The following is a 25,425-nucleotide window of genomic DNA, read 5'->3' as shown; positions in this document are numbered from 1 at the left end:
TTAGAATAACAGTTTTTTTAAATAATGAAACATTTTTAGTGTGATAAGAGCTTTTATCAGAATTTTTTATGAAGTTTTTTAAAAAAACAAGGGGTTAATTGTGGCTGAGGTTAATGTTCGAAACTTTAATATCAATTTTGGTCCGCAGCATCCTGCAGCGCATGGGGTTTTACGCATGGTTCTGGAATTGGACGGTGAAGTTGTTGAGCGTGTAGATCCCCATATTGGACTGCTGCACCGCGGTACAGAAAAATTAATGGAAACAAAAACTTATCTTCAAGCGTGTCCTTATCTAGATCGTTTGGATTATGTTGCTCCTATGAATCAGGAGCATGCTTTTGTACTTGCCATTGAAAAACTATTGGGTGTTGAGGTTCCTAAACGAGGGCAGTTAATACGTGTTTTGTTTTCAGAGATTGGACGCATTCTTAATCATTTACTTAATGTAACGACGCAAGCAATGGATGTTGGTGCTTTGACACCGCCGCTTTGGGGGTTTGAGCAACGTGAAAGATTGATGATTTTTTATGAGCGTGCATGTGGCGCACGTCTTCATGCAAATTATTTTCGCCCTGGCGGTGTGCATCAAGATTTACCAGAATCTTTAATTGAGGATATTGGTAATTTTATTGATTCTTTTCTTGTTGCTCTTGGCAAACTTGATTCGCTTGTAACGCCAAATCGGATTTTTAAGCAGCGTAATGTGGATATTGGCGTGGTAAGTATTGATGAAGCTTGGGCGCGTGGCTTTTCTGGTGTTATGATTCGTGGAGCTGGTGTGCCATGGGATTTACGTAAAAGCCAACCTTACGAATGTTATGATGAAATGGAATTTGATATTCCTGTAGGTAAAAATAGTGATTGCTATGATCGTTATTTAATTCGTATGGAAGAAATGCGTCAATCAGCAAAAATTATGCGCCAATGTGTTGAGCGTTTACTGAGTACTGAAAAAAATGGACCGGTTTCGAGCTTGGATCGCAAAATTGTGCCGCCAAAGCGGTCTGAAATGAAAAGTTCAATGGAAGCACTTATTCATCATTTCAAGCTTTATACGGAAGGTTTTCATACTCCCCCGGGTGAGGTGTATGTTGCTGTGGAAGCCCCGAAAGGTGAGTTTGGCGTTTATCTTGTTTCCGATGGCACCAATAAGCCTTATCGTGTTAAGTTGCGTGCTCCTGGTTTTGCGCATCTTCAAGCTATGGATTTTTTAACTCGAGGTCATATGTTGGCCGATGCCGCAGCTATTTTGGGTTCGATTGATATTGTTTTTGGGGAGGTTGATCGCTAATGTCTGTGCGTCGTCTTGCAGATGATATTTATCAGCCTGCTGAGTTTTCTTTTACAAAAGAAAATCAGATATGGGTAAAAAATACCATAAAAAAATATCCTGTAGGGCGTGAGCAGTCTGCTGTTATTCCGCTATTAATGCGTGCTCAAGAGCAAGATGGTTGGGTGACACGTGCCGCGATTGAGCATATTGCTCAGATTCTATCCATGGCTTATATTCGTGTTTTGGAAGTTGCAACTTTTTACACTCAGTTTCAACTCAAACCCGTTGGAACAAAGGCACATATTCAGGTTTGTGGTACGACCCCCTGTATGTTACGTGGATCTGGTGAATTGATTAAAGTTTGTCAGAAAAAAATTCATCATGAACCTTTTGTTACCAATCAGGACGGAACCTTATCATGGGAAGAGGTAGAATGTCTTGGTGCTTGTGTAAATGCCCCGATGGTTATGATTTTTAAAGATACTTATGAAGATCTTACAGCTGAGCGTCTTGAAGAAATTATTGATGCATTTGAAGCAGGTAGAGGTTCTGAGATAGTGGTCGGTCCGCAGAGTAGTCGTAAATCATCGGAACCAATTAGTGGTTTAACTTCTCTTATTGATGATGAGAAAAAAGATCTCTAAATTTTCACAAAAAAAGGATAAGGAAAGAATGGGAACATAATTGAGTATTTTTCTTGAAAAAGTATTTTATTATTCTACCCATGGTAGTAACATTTAACAAAAAGTAAGCAGTCTTGAAAAGATATTTAAAAATTGCATTTGAGGAAAAGCGAAAAATGCTACGGAAAAAAGAAAAAAGGGTGGGGTATGCTGGCTGATAAAGATCGCATTTTCACCAATCTGTATGGTTTAAAAGATAAATCATTAAAGGCTGCGATATTGCGTGGACATTGGGATGGTACCAAGGCGATTATTGACAAAGGCCGTAATTGGATCATTGATGAAGTGAAGGCATCCGGTTTGCGTGGGCGTGGTGGTGCTGGTTTTCCTACAGGGATGAAGTGGTCTTTTATGCCAAAACAGAGTGATGGCCGGCCTCACTATTTGGTTGTAAATGCGGACGAATCAGAGCCAGGAACATGTAAAGACCGTGATATTTTGCGACATGATCCCCATACTTTAATTGAAGGATGTGTATTTGCTACTTTTGCTATGGGAGCGAATGTCGCTTTTATTTACATTCGTGGTGAATATATTCGTGAACGTGAAGCGCTTCAAGCTGCCGTTGATGAATGCTATGATGCAGGTTTACTTGGCAAGAAAACAAAATATGGGCATGCTTGTGATATTGTTATTCACCATGGAGCTGGTGCTTATATTTGTGGTGAAGAAACGGCTCTTCTTGAAAGTCTTGAGGGAAAAAAGGGACAACCTCGGCTTAAACCACCATTTCCTGCCAATATGGGAATTTATGGCTGTCCGACAACAGTAAATAATGTAGAGTCCATTGCCGTTGTTCCAACGATTTTGCGGCGGGGCGCTTCGTGGTTTTCATCAATCGGACGAGCAAATAATGTTGGAACGAAATTGTTTATGGTTTCAGGGCATGTTAATGCACCTTGTACGTTTGAAGATGCTCTTGGTGTTTCATTCCGTGAATTAATTGAAAAACATACGGGTGGTGTTCGTGGTGGATGGAATAATCTTTTAGCCGTTATCCCAGGGGGGGCTTCTTGTCCAGTCGTCCGCGGTGAGGATATGATCGATGCGATCATGGATTTTGATGGGATGCGGGATGTCGGGTCTTCTTTTGGTACAGGGGGAATGATTGTTATGGATAAATCAACCGATATTATCAAGGCAATTTGGCGTATATCTGCTTTTTTTAAGCACGAGAGTTGTGGTCAGTGTACGCCATGTCGTGAGGGGACGGGTTGGATGATGCGTCTTTTAGGGCGTATGGTTGAGGGAAGAGCGCAAAAACGCGAGATTGATCTTTTGTTTGAAGTGTCTAAGCAGGTTGAAGGACACACTATTTGTGCGCTTGGTGATGCTGCCGCATGGCCTGTGCAAGGGTTGATACGTAATTTTCGTCCGGAAATCGAGCGCAGAATTGATGATTATACGCGAAATGTAATCCAAAGCAAAAATATTGCTTTGGAAGCAGTGTAATAAAGGATTTTGTTCTAAGAGCAACGGAATGCAAGTTTTAAGTGGATTATCCGCAGGCTGGATGAGTGATGATAAATATCAAAGTTGACGGTAAAGAGATTGAAGTCCCTGATTACTATACGTTGCTTCAAGCTGCTGAGGCAGCTGGTGCTGAAGTTCCTCGTTTTTGTTTTCATGAATCTTTATCAATTGCTGGAAATTGCCGCATGTGTTTGGTTGAGGTTAAGGGCGGACCTCCGAAACCTCAAGCTTCTTGTGCTATGGGAGTTCGCGATTTACGGCTGGGGCCTAATGGTGAAGTCCCAGAAATTTTTACCAACACTGCAATGGTTAAAAAAGCACGTGAAGGTGTTATGGAGTTTCTTCTTATCAATCATCCTTTGGATTGTCCTGTCTGTGATCAAGGGGGAGAGTGCGATCTTCAAGATCAAGCGATGCTTTATGGTCGTGATTGTTCTCGTTATAGTGAAAATAAGCGTGCTGTAGAAGATAAATATATTGGGCCACTTGTGAAGACGGTTATGACACGGTGTATCCATTGCACACGCTGTGTTCGTTTTACGACGGAAGTGGCGGGTATTTCTGAGCTTGGTTTGATAGGTCGTGGTGAAGATGCTGAAATTACGACGTATCTTGAAAAAGCAATGACATCTGAATTACAGGGAAATGTTATTGATCTTTGTCCGGTGGGAGCTTTAACTTCAAAACCTTATGCGTTTCATGCGCGTCCTTGGGAATTGGTAAAAACGGAATCGATTGATGTAATGGATGCACTTGGTAGTGCGATTCGCATTGATAGCCGTGGTCGTGAAGTGATGCGGATTATGCCGCGTACAAATGAAGATGTAAATGAGGAATGGATTTCTGATAAGACGCGTTTTATTTGGGATGGATTGCGTACTCAACGACTTGATAGGCCATATATACGCAAAGATGAAAAATTTCAGCCCGTAAGTTGGACAGAAGCTTTTGCAAAAATTAAAATGGTAGTTTCTAAAACTTTGCCAGAAAAAATTGGAGCAATTGCTGGAGATCTTGCGTCTGTTGAAGAAATGTACGCACTTAAAACATTGCTTCTTTCATTGGGTTCAGAAATATTTGATTGTCGTCAAAGAGGGATGATTTTATCTCCCGAATTTGGGCGTTCAAGTTATATTTTTAATCCGACGATTGCAGGTATTGAACAGGCTGATGCATTACTTATCGTAGGATCTAATCCACGTTATGAAGCCGCTGTTTTAAATGCACGTATTTTAAAGCGCCAACGTATGGGACATTTCCCCATAGCATTAATTGGGGAAAAAGTCGATTTACGTTACCCTTATTCTTATCTTGGAGAAGGTACCAATGCATTGAGTGCACTTGTTTGTGGTGAAGATGCGTTTTTTAATGTGTTAAAAGAAGCTGAAAAGCCACTTATTCTTATCGGGGAGGGAGCTCTTTCAGGTAAGGAAGGCTTGTCTGTTTTAAAAAATCTTGCAAAATTAGCTGATAGTATTGGAGCTCTCAGCGAGAAATGGAATGGGTTTGGTGTTCTTCACAATGCTGCATCAACTGTTGGAGGATTGGACATTGGTTTTACTTCCAAGCTTGGGGTTGCAAATATTCTTAAAACCTGTGAAGTTTTATTTTTACTTGGTGCTGATGAAGTAGATTTAGCCAATATAAAAGCTTTTACAATTTATATTGGTAGCCATGGTGATAAGGGTGCGCACGCTGCTGATGTTATTTTGCCGGCATCAGCTTATACTGAAAAATCAGGACTTTATGTGAATACAGAAGGACGTGTTCAAATGACAAATCGGGCGGGTTTTGCCCCAGGTGAAGCAAAAGAAGATTGGGCTATTTTACGTGCTTTGTCGGATATTTTAGAACGAAAGCTTCCTTTTGATTCGCTTTCTCAATTAAGACAGAATCTGTTTAATGATTATCCACACTTTTGTGCCATTGATGATATAGCGCCCTCTGATATAGATAATCTTAAAGCGCTTGGTTCACAGATGATTGTTTTAGAAACACAAACGTTTTCTTCTATGGTAAAAGACTTTTATTTGACAAATCCAATAGCACGTGCTTCTGCCGTTATGGCAGAGTGTTCATCTCTTGCAAGGAATAGTGCCACGCAAACTGTAAAGTAAGGGCAGAAGGAAAAGGATAATGATGTATGATTTCTTTATGACTTGGCTCTTACCATTACTCATTATAGTTGGAAAAACACTTCTTCTTTTAGTTGTTCTTCTCGTTCTGGTTGCTTATCTTCTTTACGCAGATAGAAAAATTTGGGCTGCTGTGCAATTGCGTCGTGGACCAAACGTTGTTGGTCCATGGGGTTTGTTACAGTCTTTTGCGGATTTAATTAAATTTGTCGTTAAAGAGCCTGTTATTCCTTCTGGTGCTAATAAGGGTGTTTTTCTGTTGGCGCCTTTTGTGTCCGCTACACTTGCTTTATCAACGTGGGCTGTTATTCCAGTTAATGAAGGCTGGGAAGTTGCAAAAATTAATGTTGGTTTGCTTTATATCTTGGCTATTTCATCTCTCGAAGTTTACGGCGTGATTATGGGGGGGTGGGCGTCAAACTCTAAATATCCTTTTTTAGGGGCTCTTCGTTCCGCTGCACAGATGGTTTCTTATGAGGTTTCAATTGGGTTTGTGCTTGTAACTGTCATTTTAGTGAGTGGTTCATTGGATCTTACAACAATTGTTCATAAACAAAGTTCTGGAATTGGTACGAGCCTTGGTCTTCCTTTTAACAGTTTTCTTGATTGGAATTGGCTCGTTCTTTTTCCAATGTTTATCATATTTTTTATTTCTGCACTTGCAGAAACAAATCGCCCCCCTTTTGATTTGGTCGAAGCCGAATCTGAGCTTGTAGCTGGTCATATGGTTGAATATTCTTCAACACCTTACATGCTTTTTTTTCTTGGTGAGTATGTTGCTATTGTTTTAATGTGCGCATTAACAACCATTTTATTTTTAGGCGGTTGGTTACCTCCCTTGGATGTTTGGTGGCTTAATTGGATTCCTGGTATCATTTGGTTTGTTTTAAAGGTTTGTTTTGTATTTTTTTGGTTTGCTATGGTCAAAGCGTTTGTTCCGCGTTATCGTTATGATCAGCTCATGCGGCTTGGTTGGAAGGTTTTTCTTCCTCTTTCACTAGCGATGGTTGTGATAACTGCTGCTTTCTTAAAATATACTGGTTTTGCTTAAGAGGAGCTCTTCATATGTCAGGTCTTATTCAAGCAGCGAAATCACTTCTTTTATTGGAATTTGTGAGTGCTTTTTTCTTGGCAATGCGTCAGTTTTTTTCACCAAAGCCTACGATTAATTATCCTTATGAGAAAGGGGTTATTTCTCAGCGTTTTCGTGGTGAACACGCATTACGTCGCTATCCAAATGGTGAAGAACGGTGTATTGCATGTAAATTGTGTGAAGCGATTTGTCCTGCTCAAGCTATCACAATTGAAGCGGGACCGCGGCGTAATGATGGTACGCGTAGAACTGTTCGTTATGATATAGACATGGTTAAATGTATTTACTGTGGTTTTTGTCAAGAAGCATGTCCGGTTGAAGCTATTGTCGAAGGTCCAAATTTTGAGTTTGCGACGGAAACACGTGAAGAACTTTATTATGATAAAGAAAAGCTTTTATTGAATGGAGATCGCTGGGAGCGAGAAATTGCTCGTAATATATTAATGGATGCACCTTATCGTTGAGTGTATCGTTGAATAATGAGGTATCGGATAATTTTTCCGATAAATTGTAATCTGGTATGAAGTGTTATACCAACTGTTTGATTAGTTGAGGAGAAGCCTATGCTAACGGATCTAGCGGCGGCATTTTTCTATTTGTTTGCTTTTATTATGCTTGTGAGTGCTGTTGTTGTTATTACAGCACGCAATCCTGTGCATTCAGTCTTATTTTTAATATTAGTATTTTTTAATGCTTCTGCTTTGTTTTTGCTTGCAGGAGCAGAATTTTTAGGGCTTATTTTGCTTGTCGTTTATGTTGGGGCTGTCACTGTTTTGTTTTTATTTGTGGTTATGATGCTTGATGTTGATTTTGCTGAGTTAAAACGTGGTGCACTTCGGTATGCTCCTATTGGAGTTTTTATTGGAGGTATTGTTGCCGTAGAATTAATTATTGTTTTTGTTGCTAGCCATTTTTCTCCAGTTCTTAGGACAAATGTTACGCAACCAATGCCAGATATGGCGCAGCGAACAAATACACAAGCATTAGGCGATATCCTCTACACGGATTATGTTTTTTACTTTCAAATTGCTGGAATAATTTTATTGGTTGCGATGATTGGTGCTATTGTTTTGACACTTCGTCATAAATCGGGTGTAAAGCGACAATCCATAGCAGTGCAAGTTTCTAGAACAGTAGAAAATGCAATTGAAATCAAACAAGTTGAATCAGGTAAGGGCGTTTAAGGGGGAGCTATGCACATTGATATCACTCATTATCTGATTGTTTCTGCTTTAATGTTTACAATTGGTATTGCCGGGATTTTTCTCAATAGAAAAAATGTGATTATTATCTTGATGTCTATTGAGCTTATATTACTTTCAGTGAATCTTAATTTTGTTGCGTTTTCAGCGTTTCTTCATGATCTTGTTGGTCAAATATTTGCTTTATTTATTTTAACCGTAGCAGCTGCTGAAGCCGCAATTGGTTTAGCAATTCTTGTGGTTTTTTTCCGTAATCGTGGTTCTATTGCGGTTGAAGATGTTAATGTAATGAAAGGCTGACCAATGATGTATTATACGATCGTCTTTCTTCCACTTTTAGGCTTTTTAATTGCTGCTCTAGGTGGAAAAACTATAGGAGATCGAGCAAGTGAATTGGTAACTTGTAGCTTTATGGTCGTTGTCGCTGTATTGTCTTGGATAGTCTTTTTTGGTATTGCACTTGGTCATGATCCGGTGGTTGATCTCCTAGTATTACATTGGATTACCGTCGATGGATTAACTTTTGATTGGGCTTTGCATGTTGATACTTTAACAGCCGTCATGCTTATCGTTGTAAACAGTGTTTCGGCATTAGTGCATATTTATTCAATTGGTTATATGCACCACGATCCTTCAAGGTCGCGTTTTTTTTCTTATCTTTCCTTATTTACATTTATGATGCTTATGTTGGTGACATCCAATAATTTGATTCAAATGTTTTTTGGATGGGAAGGTGTGGGGCTTGCTTCTTATTTGCTCATTGGTTTTTGGTTTCAGCGCGATTCAGCCAATAAGGCTGCAATGAAAGCTTTTGTGGTTAATCGTGTTGGAGACTTTGGTTTTCTTTTGGGAATTTTTAGTATTTTTGTTTTATTCCAATCCGTTGATTTTGCCTCTATTTTTACAAAAGCTGCCAACAAGGGCTTCATGCAAAATGTAACATTTTTAGGTTGGCAGCTTGACGGTCAGACAGCAATTACTGTTATATGCTGTCTGTTATTTATTGGTGCTATGGGGAAATCAGCCCAGTTTCTTTTACATACATGGCTCCCTGATGCAATGGAGGGACCAACGCCTGTGTCAGCACTTATTCATGCTGCAACAATGGTAACAGCAGGTGTCTTTATGGTTGCACGTATGTCACCAATTTTTGAACTTTCTTCCATTGCTTTGACAGTAATTATTATTGTTGGTTCAACAACTGCATTTTTTGCAGCAACTGTCGGGTTGGTGCAAAATGACATTAAACGTGTCATTGCTTATTCTACATGTTCGCAACTTGGTTATATGTTTGTTGCATTAGGTGTTGGAGCTTATGGAGCAGCTGTTTTTCATCTTTTTACGCATGCTTTTTTTAAGGCTTTATTATTTCTTGGTGCAGGTTCTGTGATTCATGCTGTATCTGATGAACAAGATATGCGAAAAATGGGTGGGCTGCGTAAACATATACAAGCAACTTATTGGATGATGGTCATAGGAACTATCGCCTTGACCGGTGTTGGAATTCCAGGGACATTTTTCGGAACTGCTGGTTTTTTCTCTAAGGATGCAATTATAGAGTCTGCTTTTGCATCCCATAATATTGCTTCAGGATATGCTTTCTGGCTTCTTGTTTTTTCAGCTTTATTAACCAGTTTTTATTCGTGGCGGCTTATATTTATGACATTTCATGGTAAACCACGTGCGACTATCGATGTGATGCATCATGTTCATGAATCGCCTTTAGTTATGTTGATTCCCCTTTTTATTTTATCTATTGGAGCAATATTTTCTGGTGTCGTTTTTCAACCTTACTTTTTTGGTGATTTATATGATGCTTTTTGGAAAGGGGCGTTATTTACAAACAGCCATAATCACATCCTTCATGATGCCCACAATGTGTTCCATTGGGTAAAATGGTCGCCCTTTATAGCAATGGTTCTTGGATTTATGTTAGCCTATTTATTCTATATTTCTATTCCTTCTCTTCCCAAAAAATTGGCTAGATTTATGCCTAAATTGTATCAATTTCTTTACAAAAAATGGTATTTTGATCAATTATATCACTTTTTGTTCGTTCGTTCTTCTTTAAGAATTGGTTCCTTTCTTTGGAAGGTGGGAGACGGTAGGATTATTGATGGTTTAGGTCCGAATGGTATTGCAGCACGTGTTGTTGATATTACAAATAGAATTGTTCGAATGCAAACAGGGTATCTTTATCATTATGCATTTGTAATGCTTATTGGTATTGCATCGCTGATCACATGGATGATGATCGGGGGCGTAAACTGATGACTGACTGGCCTATTCTTTCTACGGTTACCTTTTTACCGCTTGTTGGTGTGATTTTAATTTTGTTTATCAAAGATGATAGCGAAGTAGCACGACATAATATACGCAATGTAGCATTTTTTACGAGTGTTTTTGTTTTCATTATTTCTTTAATTATTTGGGCTGGTTTTGATCATACAAACGCTCATTTTCAAATGGTTGAGAAATTCAATTGGTTAGGAGAGGGCATTAGCTACCATATGGGAGTTGATGGTATTTCTATTCTTTTTGTTGTTCTCTCAGCTTTTCTTTTGCCTTTCTGTATTTTAGCAAGTTGGGAGAATATTAAAGATAGATTAAAGGCTTATATGATTGCTTTTCTTCTTCTTGAAGTTGCGATTATTGGAGTCTTTTGTGCTCTTGATGCAATTTTATTTTATGTCTTTTTTGAAGGCAGCCTTATTCCAATGTTTATTATTATAGGTGTTTGGGGTGGGGCACGTCGTGTTTATGCGAGTATGAAGTTTTTTCTTTATACTTTACTTGGATCAGTTCTTATGCTGGTTGCCATTATGGCTATGTATTGGGAAGCTGGAACACTCGATATACCAAGTTTATTAACGCACCAATTTCCAGCACATATGCAAATGTGGTTATGGCTTGCATTTTTTGCTTCTTTTGCAGTTAAAATGCCGATGTGGCCAGTTCATACATGGTTACCTGATGCTCACGTGGAAGCCCCGACGGCTGGTTCTGTTATTTTAGCCGGTGTCTTACTCAAATTAGGCGGTTATGGTTTTCTTCGTTTTTCTTTACCAATGTTTCCTATCGCTTCATTGAATTTTGCTCCATTGGTTTTCGCGTTATCGCTTATTGCTATTATTTATACATCACTAGTTGCTCTTGTTCAAAATGACATAAAAAAACTTATTGCTTATTCCTCAATAGCGCATATGGGATATGTGACCATGGGCATTTTTGCTGCGAATGAACAAGCTATCCAAGGCGCTATTTATCAAATGCTCTCGCATGGAATTGTTTCAGCAGCTTTATTCCTTTGCGTTGGGGTTATCTACGATCGTTTGCATACACGTGAAATTTCAGCTTTTGGCGGTTTAGTGAATAACATGCCAAAATATGCCGTTGTTTTCTTAATCTTCACGATGGCAAATGTCGGTTTACCAGGCAGTTCAGGATTTCTGGGTGAATTTTTAACCTTAATAGGTGTTTTTCAAGTGAATAAATTGGTTGTGGTTTTTGCCACAACTGGTGTTATTTTATCAGCTGCTTATGCACTTTATCTTTACCGGCGTGTGGTTTTTGGTTCTTTGGATAAAGAGAACTTAAAAGTCCTTCTTGATCTCTCTTCACGAGAAAAATTTATTCTTTATCCGATGGTTATTCTTACAATATTTTTTGGTATCTATCCAACCCCTATTCTTAAAGCAACGGCATTTTCTGTAGAAGCCCTTGTTAATGAACTACACTAGATTAAGAGAAGAATGCTCATGCAAACTGAAATAATAGCGCAATTAGTGTTAATTTTTCCGGAGCTTTTAATAGCATTGGGGGCGATCATTTTGCTTTTGATTGGTGTCTATTCAAAGGCACGCGCCTCTTTAACTGTGACAGGCTTAGCCATTGCCCTTTTTGTCGCAACTATTATTATTATTGTTTTTCCGAAAAGTGGCTTATTTCAAAATAATGCGCTTATTATAGATTCTTTTAGCCGTTATATGAAAATTTTAACGCTTATTGGTGCGCTCTTTGCTCTTATTATGTCTGTTGATTTTTCCTATAATCACAAGTTTGATGTATTTGAATTTCCGGTGCTCGTTCTTTTAGCAACTCTTGGCATGATGCTCATGATCTCAGCTGGTAATATGCTATCGCTTTATATGGGGTTGGAACTACAATCTTTAGCTTTATATGTTTTAGCGGCGATTAATCGTGATAATGTAAAATCTTCTGAAGCTGGTATAAAATATTTTGTTTTAGGAGCATTATCTTCAGGACTCTTGCTTTATGGTATTTCTTTGCTTTATGGTTTTACCGGTCAAATTGGTTTTCACGAAATTGCTGTTGCTTTAAAAGGTAAAAACGTACAATTGGGAGTTATCTTTGGAATTGTCTTTATTTTAGCTGGTTTGGCTTTTAAAATTTCTGCGGTTCCGTTTCATATGTGGACGCCTGATGTTTACGAAGGAGCACCAACACCAATTACAGCATTTTTTGCTGGTGCTCCTAAAGTGGCGGCAATGGCATTAATCGTTCGTATTATTGTTATGACCTTTATTCCACTAGAGAGTACCGATGGCTCTATGCCTGCATGGCAGCAGATTTTGGTGTTCATGGCGATTGCATCAATGATACTGGGTGCATTTGCTGCAATTGGTCAGAATAATATTAAGCGTTTAATGGCGTATTCGTCGATCAGTCATATGGGATATGCGCTTGTTGGTTTAGCTGCTGGAGATGTACTTGGGGTAAAAAGCGTTATTCTTTATATGACTATTTATCTTATGATGACGATTGGTTCATTTGCATTTATTCTTGGGATGCGATCTGGTGATGGAAATGTTGAAAATATTTATGATCTTTCAGGATTGGTAAAGACGAATCCGTTTATGGCTGTTGTGATGACGATACAGATTTTCTCTTTAGCAAGTATACCGCCGATGGCTGGATTTTTTGGAAAGTGGTATACATTTTCTGCCGCTGTTCATGCTGGACTTACTCCACTTGCTGTCGTTGGTATGATAGCATCTGTTGTCGGGGCTTTTTACTATTTACGAGTCATTAAAATTATGTGGTTCGATGAAGCAAAGGCACATTTTATTACTTTATCGAATGAACTTCAATTTTGTCTCGGTCTTTCTGCGTTATTCATTTTGTTTTATACAGTATTTGGAATTTGGTTTGCTGAGTTAGCAGAAAAAGCAGCAACCGCATTATTTTAATGAATATGGTTTATATCTTATCAGATTTTGCACAAAAACAAGGATACACGGTTGAATCGTACGAAAGTGTGGATTCAACAAATCTCATTGCACAACAAAAAGCACAAGCTGGTCATAAAGGTTATCACTGGGTTGTCGCACAAGAACAATTACGAGGAAGAGCAAGAAGAGGTAGGAGATGGTCTAGTCCGAAAGGAAACCTTTATTCTAGCCTTTTGTTAACTGATAATATTGTTCATCAAACTGCTGCTCAGCTTGGTTTTGTTGCTGGAATAAGCGTGGTAGAAACAGTAAAACAATTTATAAAAGATGAAAAGCAAACAAACAGTATTGTTAGCTTAAAATGGCCGAATGATATTTTGTTAAAAGGAGCCAAAAGCTCAGGAGTTTTACTCGAGATTTTTAAATTACCATCACAGCAATATGCTTTGGTTATTGGTATTGGAATAAATGTAAAATATCATTATGAAGATGCACCCTATCCCACTTCATGCCTAAAAAGTGTTGGTTTGTATATTGATGCAGAACAGATATTTACAGTTTTAACGGAGTTTTTTTCTAAAAATTATCTCCTTTGGAAGCAGTCGGGAGGATGCGATATAATCCGCAAAAAATGGCTTTTACACTCTGCTCATCTTGGGCAGCATGTCAAAATAATCAATGATGAAAAAATCATCGAAGGTATTTTTGATGGTCTTGATAATGATTTTAACTGCATCATAAAACAAAAAAATGGTCAGCAAGCAGTTATAACATCTGGAGATGTTCATTTTGGTTCGGCTGCTTCTGTTAATGCAGGTTGTTATTAATTGCTAAATTTTTATTTCACCATCAGATTATCTTAATGATTTAGGAGATGTTTATGGTTGCAGCCAATAAAAATGAATTTGTTTTTTTACCTTTAGGAGGAGTAGGTGAGATAGGGATGAATCTGGCTGCTTATGGATTTGGTTCCAAAAATCTTCGTGAATGGCTGCTTGTTGATATGGGTGTTAGTTTTGCTGGTTCTGAATTACCGGGAGTAGAACTTATTTTACCGGATATTCGTTTTTTGGAAAATGAAAAACACAATTTGCGCGGTCTTATTGTGACACATGCCCACGAAGATCATTATGGTGCTGTTCTCGATTTATGGCCAAAGCTTCAAGTTCCACTTTACTGTACCCCTTTTACAGCGGGACTATTGGAGAGTAAAAAACAATCGGATTTTGGATCTTGTAAAATTTCATTGAATATTTTTCAAGCTGGTGATCATTTTCAGGTTGGTCCTTTTTCAATTGAGGCTATTGCTGTTAACCATTCGATTCCGGAATCTGTATCTTTGGCAATTACAACATCTTTAGGCACAGTTATTCATACTGGCGACTGGAAAATTGATCATACACCTTCGCTTGGAGATATAACGGATGAAAAACGATTTCGCGCTTTAGGCAACAAAGGTATTTTAGCATTACTTTGTGATTCTACTAATGCGTGTCGAGATGGTACATCACAATCGGAACAGCAAGTTCAGGCAAGTCTTTCTGAAATTATCTCGAAAGCTGAAGGACGAGTTGCTATCGCAACTTTTGCATCTAATATTGGTCGGATACGTTCAATTGCTCTTGCAGCTGAATCTGTTGGGCGCCAAGTTCTTGTTATTGGGCGTTCTCTTAAGCGAAGTATTATGGTTGCACAAGAGCTTGGTTATATGAATGGTTTAGCACCATTCGTTTCTGAGGAAGATTACGGTTATATCCCGCGAAAAGATATCGTTTTAATTGTAACTGGTAGTCAAGGTGAGCCGCGTGCTGCTTTGGCTAAATTGTCTCGAAATGAAATGAGAAATATTGCACTTTCTGCTGGTGATACCGTTATTTATTCTTCACGAAGTATTCCAGGAAATGAAAAGTCTATTATTGATATACAAAATCGTTTCATAGATTTTGGGATTAAAACGATTACGAATGAAGATGCTCTTGTTCACGTTTCAGGACATCCTCGCCGTTCAGAACTTTTACAGATGTATGATTGGATAAAACCACAGATACTGGTTCCTGTACATGGTGAGGCAATGCATCTTGCTTCTCAAGCAGCTTTAGCGCGTCAAGCAGGTATAAAAATTGTTGCTGATATTAGAAATGGGAGTATGCTACGTTTTGCACCAGAGCCTGTAGAAGTTATTGACCAAGTCCCCGTTGGTCGGATCTATAAGGATGGTTGCCTTATTGGTGATGAAGATGCATTAGGAGTTCATGAACGTCGCAAATTAAGTTATGCTGGTCATGTTGCTGTTTCTATCCAAATGAATGGCAAACACGACCTAGAGGGTGATATTGGTTTGGTCACATCTGGTTTACCTGAAACTGATGGAAAAAGCAAACGTTTGAAAGATATTCTTTTCGATGTTGTAGAAAATACATTTTACAACATTCCGCGCGTTAAAAGAAAAAATAATGAACTTATGCGAGAAGCAATACGGCGCGCAGTGAGAGCGGCCGTTAATGAATTTTGGCGAAAAAAGCCTGTTTGCACAGTTTTTTTACACCGCTCGAAATAAAGCATTCTCATATTACGTTATTTCGTTTTAATGAAAGAAAGAGAGTTGTCAGATCATTTTATAGCTAAAAATAAGAAAAGAGAGCACACAAATTTCTCACCAACGTGATCGTTACGTTTGCAACTATTCAGAATGTAGCTATAGATGAACATATGGTATATTCGAGTTATTTTAACACGATGGGCTTAGTTAGGAGTTGGTTATTTAATGCGTCTTTCTCAATATTTCCTACCGCTTTTAAAAGAGAATCCTAAAGAAGCAGAGATTATTTCTCATCGACTTATGTTGCGTGCCGGCATGATTCGCCAACAAGCGTCAGGGATTTATTCTTGGCTTCCTTTGGGAAAAAAAGTGCTTGATAAAGTTTGTAAAATTATTCGTGAGGAGCAAGAACGTGCGGGTGCTATAGAAATATTGATGCCTACACTTCAATCTGCGGATCTTTGGCGTGAAAGTGGTCGTTATGATGATTATGGTTTAGAAATGCTCCGCATTAAAGATCGTCAAAAACGTGATTTGCTTTATGGTCCGACAAACGAAGAGATGGTAACAGATATTTTCCGTTCCTATATTCGTTCTTATAAAGATCTACCACTCAATTTATACCATATTCAATGGAAGTTTCGTGATGAAATCCGTCCACGTTTTGGTGTGATGCGCTCACGAGAGTTTTTAATGAAAGATGCTTACTCTTTTGATCTTGATTATGAGGGTTCTAAAACATCTTATAATAGAATGTTTGTTGCTTATTTACGTACTTTTTCTTGTCTTGGCTTGAGAGCAATTCCCATGCGTGCTGATACAGGCCCAATTGGAGGTGAACTCAGTCATGAATTTATTATTTTGGCTGAAACGGGAGAGAGCGCTATATTTTGTGATAGACAATTTCTTGAACTTACTGTTCCAGACAGTTCGATTGATTTTAGAGATAAAGCTGTTTTAGCTGATATCGTTAAACAGTGGACATCTTTTTATGCAGCAACAGAAGAAATGCATAATGAAGAAGAGTGGACTAAGGTTTCTGAAAATAAGCGCCTCTCAGCGCGTGGCATTGAAGTAGGGCATATTTTTCACTTTGGCACGAAATATTCTGCTCCAATGGGAGCCAAAGTTATGGGACAAGATGGAAAAGAACATATTGTTTCTATGGGATCTTATGGTATCGGGCCTTCACGTCTTGTTGCAGCAGCTATTGAGGCTTCTCATGATGAAAATGGTATTATTTGGCCAGATTCTATTGCACCATTCGATTTTGGTATCATTAATATGAAACCAGAGGATGAAAAATGTACACAGACATGCGAAATGCTCTATCAAGGATTAAGGCGTTCTGGTTTTGATCCATTATTAGATGATCGAAATGAACGTCCCGGAACCAAATTTGCAGCAATGGATTTAATTGGCTTACCAACGCAAATAATTGTTGGGCCTAAAAGCATTGCGCAAAATGAAGTTGAAATGAAAGATCGTAGAACAGGTGTTAAAAAATCTCTAACGGTTGAAGCTGTACTCAATCAGTTTTCTGTATTTTGATAGGCAATATTATGAAGAGGTTGAGCAGTAAATGGTTTTCATCTTATGAATGGATGATTGCTTTTCGTTATATGATTCCTAATAAAAAACATGTTGTTTCATCTGTTATTTCAATCATTTCTCTTATTGGAATTATGCTAGGAGTATTTGCTCTTGTTGTTGTTATGGCCGTGATGAATGGTTTTCGTACAGAGCTTCTCAATCGTATTCTTGGCATGAATGGGCACCTTATTGTTCAAACCATTGGTTCTGGTGTTCCCAATTATAATGCTCTTATTTCTTCTTTAGAGTCCGTAGAAGGTATAAAGTTTGCATTACCTGTCATTGAAGGTCAAGCACTTGTGCAGGGTGAACTTCAGGGAGGATCTGGTGCTTTAGTGCGTGGTATGCGCAAACAAGATTTGGAGAAGCTGAAAACGGTCTCCCAGAATATTAGGTTAGGTTCACTTGCTCAATTTGATCAAGAAGAAGGTGTTGCAATTGGAAGTGGTTTAGCAGAAAAATTGGGGCTCACAGTTGGGAGTGATCTTCGTATCATTACACCAGATGGTGATGAAACTCCTTTTGGAGTTACACCACGTGTTAAAGCTTACAAAGTAACCGCTATTTTTGAAGTTGGTATGTCTGAATATGATTCAATATTTGTTTTTATGCCTCTCCATGAAGCACAAATGTTTTTTAATTTAGGAGATAAGGTTCAGTCTTTAGAGTTGTTTCTGAATAATCCTGATGCTGTTGATCGAATAAAACCAATCGTAGAGAAAACAATCGATCAGCAGGTCTATTTAATTGATTGGCGTTCACGCAATCAGGCTTTTTTTTCAGCTTTACAGATTGAACGCAATGTTATGTTTTTCATTCTTTCTCTTATTATCCTTGTTGCTGCTTTGAATATTATTTCAGGGTTGATTATGCTTGTAAAAGATAAAAGCCATGATATCGCTATTTTGCGCACGATGGGCGCACAACAAGGTACGATTTTGCGTATATTTATTGTCACTGGTATGATGATCGGATTTCTTGGAACAATATTGGGCTTAATTTTTGGTGTTATAGCGACCGCAAATATCAATCATATTCAGAATTTTATATCTTGGTTATTTAATGTTGATGTTTTTAATTCTCAGCTTTATTTTTTAACAAAATTGCCCGCGCAAATTGACTGGAAACAGACAGTCTTGGTGGCTGTAATGGCTTTATTTTTGTCGTTCCTCGCTGCACTCATTCCGGCATGGCGCGCTGCTAAGCTGGATCCTGTGCAAGCTTTGAGGTATGAATAATGGCAGCTATTTTAGAGCTTGTAGAAATTGAGCGACATTTTTTTGAGAGTAATAAACCTCTCATTGTTTTAGATAAAGCGAATTTTATTCTTAATTGTGGAGAACTTGTAGCGCTTGTAGCGCCATCTGGTGCTGGAAAATCAACACTTCTTCATATCGCTGGATTATTGGAAAAACCAACTGCTGGTGATGTGATGTTACGGGGTATTTCTTGTGCAAAATGTTCTGATAGTGAGCGAACGGCTATAAGACGACATGATATCGGTTTTGTCTATCAATTTCATCATTTGCTTCCAGAATTTACAGCTCTAGAAAATGTCATGATACCGCAAATGATAGCAGGATTTAAAAAATCTATAGCAGAAGATCGTGCACTTAAATTGTTGACATATTTACGTGTTTCTCATCGTGCCAACCATCGTCCATCAGAATTATCAGGTGGCGAACAACAACGTGTTGCTATTGCACGTGCAGTCGCAAATGGTCCTTCGGTTCTTCTAGCTGATGAGCCTACGGGGAATCTCGATCCTGTAACTTCAGCTTATGTATTTCAAGCTTTATCTGCTCTTGTTCGTCAATCTGGTCTTTCTGCTCTTATCGCGACACATAATTACGGTTTGGCTAAACAAATGCATCGCCGCATTACACTTAAAGAAAAAAAGATTATTGAACTACCTTAACAGAAAGGGAAAAAATATTCTACAAATTGAATATTGTGTTCCATATCCCTTTATTATCTAATGCAAGGAGATTTTTATGACAGTTTGTGCCGTTGACAAAAATCAATTGGATGTACGTCGGCGCCGATTGGTTTTTCGTGCATGGCATCGAGGTATTCGTGAAATGGATCTCATTTTGGGACTCTATGTGGATGCCCATATTGTAGGGATGAGTGATAAAACAATCTCTCAACTTGAACATATTATGTCTTTTGATGATCGCGATTTACTAACGTGGATTACTGGAGAAATTTCACCACCATCTGAAATAGATGGTCCGCTTTTTCGTGAGATTGTTAATTATCACGTCTGCATAAATTTAAATTGATTCCGATGCCTATATTAAAAAAATTTGTCATTCCTAAAAACATTTCTGTTCATACGGTCTTTGATGGTGTTACTGATGGGTTTGAAGCTTTTGCGCTTGCGAAATTGAGTTCAGAAATTGCACAAGGTAAACCACTTATCTATGTTGTCCGCGATGGAACAAAAATCACTCATTTACAGCAAGTATTAAATTTTATTAACCCCGGTGTGCCTGTACTTCAATTTCCTGGATGGGATTGTTTGCCCTACGATCGCGTGTCACCTGGAATTATTGTTACGGCACGTCGCCTCTCAGCGTTAGCGTACATAGCAAATTTACGTAAGAATCCACGCACTGCAATTATATTAACAACAGCAAATGCAATTATGCAAAAATTGCCTCCTCGTGAAATGATTGAGACTCAAATTATTCATGCACGTGCTGGACAGCGTATAAACATGGGGCATTTAATTCAATTTTTAGAACTCAATGGTTTTGAGCGTGTTACGGTTGTTCGTGATATTGGTGAATTTGCCGTGAGAGGCGGAATAGTTGATATTTTTTCTCCCATTGATGTTGAGCCTTTACGACTTGATTTTTTTGGGGATACCTTAGAAACAATCCGCGTATTTGATTCAGAAACGCAAAGAACAATAAGTAAAAGAGCTGAATTTTTGTTACATTCGATGAGTGAGGTTATTCTTACACCAGAACTTATCAGCCAATTTAAAAGAAATTATATCACTACATTTGGAGTATCACAAAAAAATAATATGCTTTATGAAGCAATTTCTCAAGGCCGGCGTTTTTCTGGCATGGAGCATTGGTTGCCGTTTTTTTATGAGAAACTTGATAATTTTTTTGACCATTGTGGTAACTTACCTGTTGTTTTTGAGCATCTTATAGAAGAAGTGCTCATTGAGCGCTATCGGCTTATTGAAGATTATTATAGTGCTCGTAAAGAGCGTGAAAAGGATAAAGAAAATTCTGCTTCTTATCATCCAGTAGAGCCTAGCCTTTTTTATCTAAAACCAGAACATATTTTAGAATGCGTACAACGATCTGGGCAGCGTATCGATTTCACACCTTTTAATATTCCACAAACTTTTGGACAAACTGTTGTTCACGCGAATGTTGTGTCGGGATATGATTTTGTGAAAGAGCGTAATGCTCAAGAAAAAAACGTTTTTTCAAGTGTCGTTAATCATATTGCTTCATTGCGCGCTGCTGGCAAGAAGGTGCTTTTAGCATGTTGGAGTGAAGGGTCTCTCAATCGTTTGCTGCAAGTTCTTGATGAGCACGGATTGAAAAAAATAGACATTGTAAAATCGTTGCAAACTGTTAAAGCAACACCACGTGATCGCATAACGGCAGCTGTTATAATGATTGAGCACGGTTTTGAGGCTGAAGATTTTGTAATTGTAGCGGAGCAGGATATCCTTGGTGATCGATTAATAAGAACGCCAAGACGGCGTAAGCATAATAAAGATTTTATTTCTGAAATTTCTGCTTTAAATTCTGGCGATCTCGTTGTACATATCGACCACGGTATTGGAAAATTTGTTGGTCTTAAAACCATCACTACAACTGGAATTTTACGCGATTGTCTTGAAATTAATTATGCTGGAGGCGATCGGCTTTTTTTACCTATTGAAAATATCGAACTTCTTTCACGTTATGGATCAGAGGAAGCAAACGTAACGTTAGATAAGTTAGGTGGAGTTGCTTGGCAAGCACGTAAAACACGGATAAAAAAACATTTATTACAAATAGCTAGGCAATTGATCCGTATCGCTGCAGAGCGCGCTACTCGTTCTGCATCTATTTTGGTCCCGCCAGTTGGTATATTTGATGAGTTCGTTGCATGCTTTCCTTATGAAGAGACAGAAGATCAGATGGATGCAATTGATGCTGTTTTAGACGATTTAGCATCAGGAAAACCAATGGATCGCTTAATATGTGGTGATGTTGGCTTTGGAAAAACAGAAGTTGCTCTTCGAAGTGCTTTTGTCGCAGCATTAAATGGGTATCAAGTTGCTGTTGTTGTGCCAACCACTTTGCTTTCACGACAACATTACAAAACTTTTCTTGGACGTTTTCAAGGATTACCCGTTAAGATAGGCCATGCTTCAAGGTTTGTGAAAGCTAAAGAACTTGCACAAGTTAAAAAAGGGATTGCAGATGGTACAATTGATATTGTTATTGGAACCCATGCATTATTAAGCGATGCAGTCAATTTTTCACGGTTAGGACTTCTTATTATTGATGAGGAGCAGCATTTTGGCGTAAAACATAAAGAACGTTTAAAAGAGATAAAAAGTGATATTCATGTTCTTACACTTTCCGCAACACCCATACCACGCACTTTAGGATTAGCATTATCGGGTGTACGTGAGCTTTCATTGATGACAACGCCCCCCATTGATAGAATGGCAGTGCGTACTTTTATTTCACCTTTTGATGAACTTGTTATACGAGAGACTTTGCTTCGAGAATATTACCGTGGCGGACAAAGTTTTTATGTTTGTCCACGTATTTCTGATCTTGCCTTTGTGGAAGAATATCTCAAAATGCATGTTTCTGAACTTAAATTTGTCGTAGCTCACGGGCAAATGCCGGCTGGACAACTTGATGATATCATGAATGCATTCTACGATGGGCAATATGATGTGCTGGTCTCAACAACCATTATTGAATCAGGTCTTGATATTCCAACAGCCAATACCCTAATTGTGCATCGTGCTGAGATGTTTGGCCTTTCTGCTCTTTATCAGTTACGTGGTAGGGTAGGGCGTTCAAAACAACGTGCTTATGCTCTCTTTACATTTCCTGCTGGTAAAGTTTTAACAGCTGCTGCTGATCGCCGTCTTAAAGTTTTACAATCTCTTGATACCTTGGGGGCTGGTTTTCAATTAGCAAGCCATGACATGGATATCCGCGGTTCGGGCAATTTTTTAGGTGAAGAGCAATCGGGGCATATCAAAGAAGTTGGATTTGAACTCTATCAAAAAATGCTTGAGGAAGCTGTTTCTGAATTAAAAGATGGAGAGCTAAATGAAGATAAGCAATGGTCTCCTCAAATTTCACTTGGTACAACAGTGATGATACCAGAAAGTTTCGTGCCTGACTTGCCATTACGTATGGGACTTTATCGTCGTTTAACAGAACTTGATGATTTAGAACAAATTGATGAATTTGCAGCGGAGTTAATTGATCGCTTTGGTCCTTTACCGCTTGAAGTTCAACACCTTCTTAAAGTCTTTTATATCAAAACATTGTGTCGAAAAGCGCATGTAGAAAAATTGGATACTGGACCCAAAGGGATTGTTATACAGTTTCGCAATAATTATTTTGCAAATAGTGTTGCTCTTGTTCAGTGGGTTAAAAAACAAGGTTCGATGGCAAAAATTCGACCAGATCAAAGTATTGCTCTTATTCGTGATTGGTCCACAGCAGATGAAAGGCTTGTTGGAGCCACGAATATTATGATACAGCTTGTCGAAATGGCAGAACAACATTCCATTTAGAAATTTTTTCATTATTTTCAGCTATCATCTATTTTTACAGAATCATTCTACATGGCCATATAGAGATAAATTAAATAACATAGTAGATTGAACAGCACATTCACAACACAATGATCACATCATGTGTGCCATTAATGAAATTTTGTAAACTTTCTTAAACATATGAGAAAATAGTGTAAACTGATTTCTTCATTACAAAAGTTTCTTATATAGCTTTTTTGTTATTCACTGTAATATTTAGCATAAAAAATGCTTATGCTGTAGCTTTTAAAACCGAGTTATCTCTTTCTGATTTAACACTTGATGAAAAATCCGAGCATCTTAAAAAAGATTACAGATTATTAAAAAGAATAAAATTGACTGAAAAAACACTTGCTGATTTAATTTTTTCGCAAATACGCGTTTCTAATATACAACACGATCAGCTTATAAAGGAGCAGAGCGATTTCAGTGAAGAATGATCGCCTTAAACTTATTAAATTAAATAATTTAGCTAAAGAAAAAGAAGAATTGTGGTATAGCGCACGTAAAGTAAGAAAATATCTAAACTTTTGCCTTGTTCTTTTTCTTTAAAAAAGTACAATGTGCGTTTAAAACAAACCTTGTGAGATCAGTGGGTATTTCCTTAAAAAACTTTCCTTAACAATACACGCCTTTCACAAACATTTGAAAATTACGAGAATGTTGCAAATGTTTGGATCTGTTTCTATAGAGATATCAATGATGCCCTTTTTAAAATCTTCAAAACGTGCTCTATCATTACGAAAATATTTGGTCTGAACTATATCAAAATTACTTAATCTTCTTATTAACAGGAAGTTTTTACTCCTACTAATGAGGATTGCGTTTATAATAATTCACTTAGATCAACATGCTCAATGATATAGGGTCTACTTTCTAGAACTTTATTCATCTCATTTTTTCAAAATTATTAACATTAATAGCACGTCTAAGTAGTGTAGGCATTATGTCCGCTAAAAGAAATAGTAATTCGCAATGTTTTTGAATATGTAGACACACTTAATACCATAACTTCCGATTTTTTCGGAGGATTCTATGCATTTCATATTACAATTAAATGGAAACCTTTCCTTATCATTAAGAAGTTTTTGTGAATAAAACGCCTTCAACAGTTATAGGATTTTCATCTGAAAAGCGCGCAATCATTGTTTCGTAAATAGGACCAGAAAATTGTTTATCCGAAAACAGTTCTCTTGCAGTTGTTTTAAAACTATGGATGACAAGGAAAATTTGATTTATCAAATGTCTCAAGGACGCCATAAGTAACCTTATCTCTGGTTTACATCAGGAGATGCATAAGGGAAATGTTCAAATTTGTTCGACAATTTGAGATCTTCATGCATTGTAATGCCTGTTGTTAAAACATCCATGACTTAAAAGCAAAATTGTAAAGTAATAAGCTATAGAATAACAGAAGAATTTACTTCAATTATATTGCAATATCGGCTCGTTTATGCGATCGTGTCTCTTTTCATCGCACTAAGGTTTTTTATGGATAAATTTATAAAAAGCCAATACCATAAAGGGGGACGCTGTATATGAGTGCATAAAAGTCTTATTAGCTATTTGCAACTTTTTTCTCTCAATTTGACTTTTCTCTTTACATTGAAGTAAGAAGCGTAAAAGACGGAGTCGTTTTGTTGTTTTAATTTAATACACTTGACTAAAAATATATTTTGATATTCCTAATGTTGGGGTTATTATAAAAGCGCGTTGAAAGGATTAACTTGGTCATGTCGCATAAAAATGTTTATTCTGTTGTTTCAGTATTAGCTAGAGCTGTTGCCTTTTTTCTTATAATTCACACTTCTGCAGGTGCGCAAACTTTATCTCAAGGTTGGTATAAGGTTTGCAGTAAGCAGCATGATGTTGATGTCTGTAATACAATGAACACTGTTGTGTCAAATACTGGACAGCCTTTAACGGCTTTTAATCTCGTTGAAATAAAAGGAAAACAAAATGAAAAACGCATAGGTATTCAAGTACCTACAGGTCGTTTTTTACCAGAAGGTGTTCATATTCAAATAGGGGACAATTTCTCTAAGAAGATTCCTTATATTATTTGTAATGGGCCGAGTTGTATTGCTAATGATGTCTTAGATGATAAGCTCATTACTGCTATGAAAAGTGGCTCGAAAATGGTTGTAACCACAGTTAATTTCCGTGGTTCGGCTAATCCTATTGAATTTTCTCTTAGTGGATTCACAGCTGCATACACTGGTCCTGGTATGGAAGAAAAAGATTTTCAACAAGAACAAATAAAACTGCAACAAGCCATTCAATCAAAGCAAAAAGAGATTGAAGATCGTATGCGTGCTGAGCAAGAGAAAGCTAAACAAAACTAGCCAATTCACGATATAAAAAGAGCATTTTTTGAAGCTTTTTCTATATTTATTTATTAAAATTGCCATGAAATATTCATGGCAATTT

General features: G+C 37.7%; 20 protein-coding genes. 19 read left to right on the top strand and 1 reads right to left on the bottom strand.

The annotated features are described in order from the left end of the window. Positions 1 to 100: 100 nt before the first annotated feature. From V4P57_RS04495 to mfd, 18 genes are all read left to right on the top strand, one after another. Positions 101 to 1,291, top strand: coding sequence for an NADH-quinone oxidoreductase subunit D (locus V4P57_RS04495; RefSeq protein WP_455466896.1), 1,191 nt, complete (start codon positions 101 to 103; stop codon positions 1,289 to 1,291). Beyond that, on the top strand, positions 1,291 to 1,917 hold the full coding sequence (gene nuoE / locus V4P57_RS04490) for an NADH-quinone oxidoreductase subunit NuoE (RefSeq protein ID WP_455466895.1): 627 nt from the start codon (positions 1,291 to 1,293) through the stop codon (positions 1,915 to 1,917). Before V4P57_RS04495 ends, nuoE begins: the two co-directional genes overlap by 1 nt. Before the next feature lie 186 nt (positions 1,918 to 2,103). Beyond that, positions 2,104 to 3,408 (top strand): NADH-quinone oxidoreductase subunit NuoF, encoded by a 1,305-nt coding sequence (gene nuoF, locus V4P57_RS04485; RefSeq protein ID WP_455466894.1) that lies wholly within the window; start codon positions 2,104 to 2,106, stop codon positions 3,406 to 3,408. 68 nt (positions 3,409 to 3,476) lie between these two features. Beyond that, entirely contained in the window at positions 3,477 to 5,546 is a 2,070-nt protein-coding gene (nuoG, locus tag V4P57_RS04480; protein ID WP_455466893.1) for an NADH-quinone oxidoreductase subunit NuoG, read from the top strand. A 22-nt stretch (positions 5,547 to 5,568) separates the two neighbouring features. Beyond that, on the top strand, positions 5,569 to 6,615 hold the full coding sequence (gene nuoH, locus V4P57_RS04475; protein ID WP_455466968.1) for an NADH-quinone oxidoreductase subunit NuoH: 1,047 nt from the start codon (positions 5,569 to 5,571) through the stop codon (positions 6,613 to 6,615). Positions 6,616 to 6,629: 14 nt separating this feature from the next. Next, a complete protein-coding gene (gene nuoI, locus V4P57_RS04470; RefSeq protein ID WP_455466892.1) occupies positions 6,630 to 7,121 on the top strand; it encodes an NADH-quinone oxidoreductase subunit NuoI in 492 nt (163 codons plus the stop codon). A 99-nt stretch (positions 7,122 to 7,220) separates the two neighbouring features. Further along, complete coding sequence (locus V4P57_RS04465; RefSeq protein ID WP_455466891.1) at positions 7,221 to 7,841, top strand: NADH-quinone oxidoreductase subunit J; 621 nt, start codon at positions 7,221 to 7,223, stop codon at positions 7,839 to 7,841. Between the two features lie 9 nt (positions 7,842 to 7,850). Beyond that, on the top strand, positions 7,851 to 8,159 hold the full coding sequence (gene nuoK / locus V4P57_RS04460) for an NADH-quinone oxidoreductase subunit NuoK (protein WP_004860043.1): 309 nt from the start codon (positions 7,851 to 7,853) through the stop codon (positions 8,157 to 8,159). Positions 8,160 to 8,165: 6 nt separating this feature from the next. Then, the gene (gene nuoL / locus V4P57_RS04455) at positions 8,166 to 10,130 is read left to right on the top strand and encodes an NADH-quinone oxidoreductase subunit L (RefSeq protein ID WP_455466967.1); all 1,965 of its coding nucleotides are present in this window, start codon (positions 8,166 to 8,168) and stop codon (positions 10,128 to 10,130) included. After that, complete coding sequence (locus tag V4P57_RS04450; RefSeq protein ID WP_455466890.1) at positions 10,130 to 11,599, top strand: NADH-quinone oxidoreductase subunit M; 1,470 nt, start codon at positions 10,130 to 10,132, stop codon at positions 11,597 to 11,599. The genes nuoL and V4P57_RS04450 overlap by 1 nt, the downstream gene beginning before the upstream one ends. An 18-nt stretch (positions 11,600 to 11,617) precedes the next feature. Further along, entirely contained in the window at positions 11,618 to 13,069 is a 1,452-nt protein-coding gene (gene nuoN, locus V4P57_RS04445; protein WP_455466889.1) for an NADH-quinone oxidoreductase subunit NuoN, read from the top strand. Further along, positions 13,069 to 13,878 carry a biotin--[acetyl-CoA-carboxylase] ligase gene (locus V4P57_RS04440; protein WP_455466888.1) on the top strand — a complete coding sequence of 270 codons (810 nt, stop codon included), beginning with the start codon at positions 13,069 to 13,071 and terminating at the stop codon, positions 13,876 to 13,878. Before nuoN ends, V4P57_RS04440 begins: the two co-directional genes overlap by 1 nt. Before the next feature lie 53 nt (positions 13,879 to 13,931). Next, the gene (locus V4P57_RS04435) at positions 13,932 to 15,608 is read left to right on the top strand and encodes a ribonuclease J (RefSeq protein ID WP_455466887.1); all 1,677 of its coding nucleotides are present in this window, start codon (positions 13,932 to 13,934) and stop codon (positions 15,606 to 15,608) included. A gap of 207 nt (positions 15,609 to 15,815) precedes the next feature. Beyond that, positions 15,816 to 17,141 (top strand): proline--tRNA ligase, encoded by a 1,326-nt coding sequence (gene proS / locus V4P57_RS04430; protein ID WP_455466886.1) that lies wholly within the window; start codon positions 15,816 to 15,818, stop codon positions 17,139 to 17,141. Between the two features lie 11 nt (positions 17,142 to 17,152). Continuing rightward, complete coding sequence (locus V4P57_RS04425; RefSeq protein WP_455466885.1) at positions 17,153 to 18,421, top strand: lipoprotein-releasing ABC transporter permease subunit; 1,269 nt, start codon at positions 17,153 to 17,155, stop codon at positions 18,419 to 18,421. Then, entirely contained in the window at positions 18,421 to 19,101 is a 681-nt protein-coding gene (locus V4P57_RS04420) for an ABC transporter ATP-binding protein (protein ID WP_455466884.1), read from the top strand. The genes V4P57_RS04425 and V4P57_RS04420 overlap by 1 nt, the downstream gene beginning before the upstream one ends. Before the next feature lie 76 nt (positions 19,102 to 19,177). Then, on the top strand, positions 19,178 to 19,468 hold the full coding sequence (locus V4P57_RS04415) for an FAD assembly factor SdhE (protein WP_455466883.1): 291 nt from the start codon (positions 19,178 to 19,180) through the stop codon (positions 19,466 to 19,468). A gap of 5 nt (positions 19,469 to 19,473) precedes the next feature. Then, entirely contained in the window at positions 19,474 to 22,974 is a 3,501-nt protein-coding gene (mfd, locus tag V4P57_RS04410; RefSeq protein ID WP_455466882.1) for a transcription-repair coupling factor, read from the top strand. Positions 22,975 to 24,072: 1,098 nt separating this feature from the next. Here mfd and V4P57_RS04405 read toward each other — a convergent pair. Further along, positions 24,073 to 24,237, bottom strand: a complete 165-nt coding sequence (locus V4P57_RS04405) for a hypothetical protein (RefSeq protein WP_455466881.1) — start codon at positions 24,235 to 24,237, stop codon at positions 24,073 to 24,075. A gap of 491 nt (positions 24,238 to 24,728) precedes the next feature. Here V4P57_RS04405 and V4P57_RS04400 point away from each other — a divergent pair, with 491 nt between their 5' ends. Next, entirely contained in the window at positions 24,729 to 25,340 is a 612-nt protein-coding gene (locus V4P57_RS04400) for an invasion associated locus B family protein (protein ID WP_455466880.1), read from the top strand. Positions 25,341 to 25,425: the final 85 nt, after the last annotated feature.

Source organism: Bartonella sp. B39 (assembly GCF_053795145.1).
Note: the sequence above shows the minus strand (reverse complement) of the source record. Positions and strands in the feature narration are given on the sequence as shown.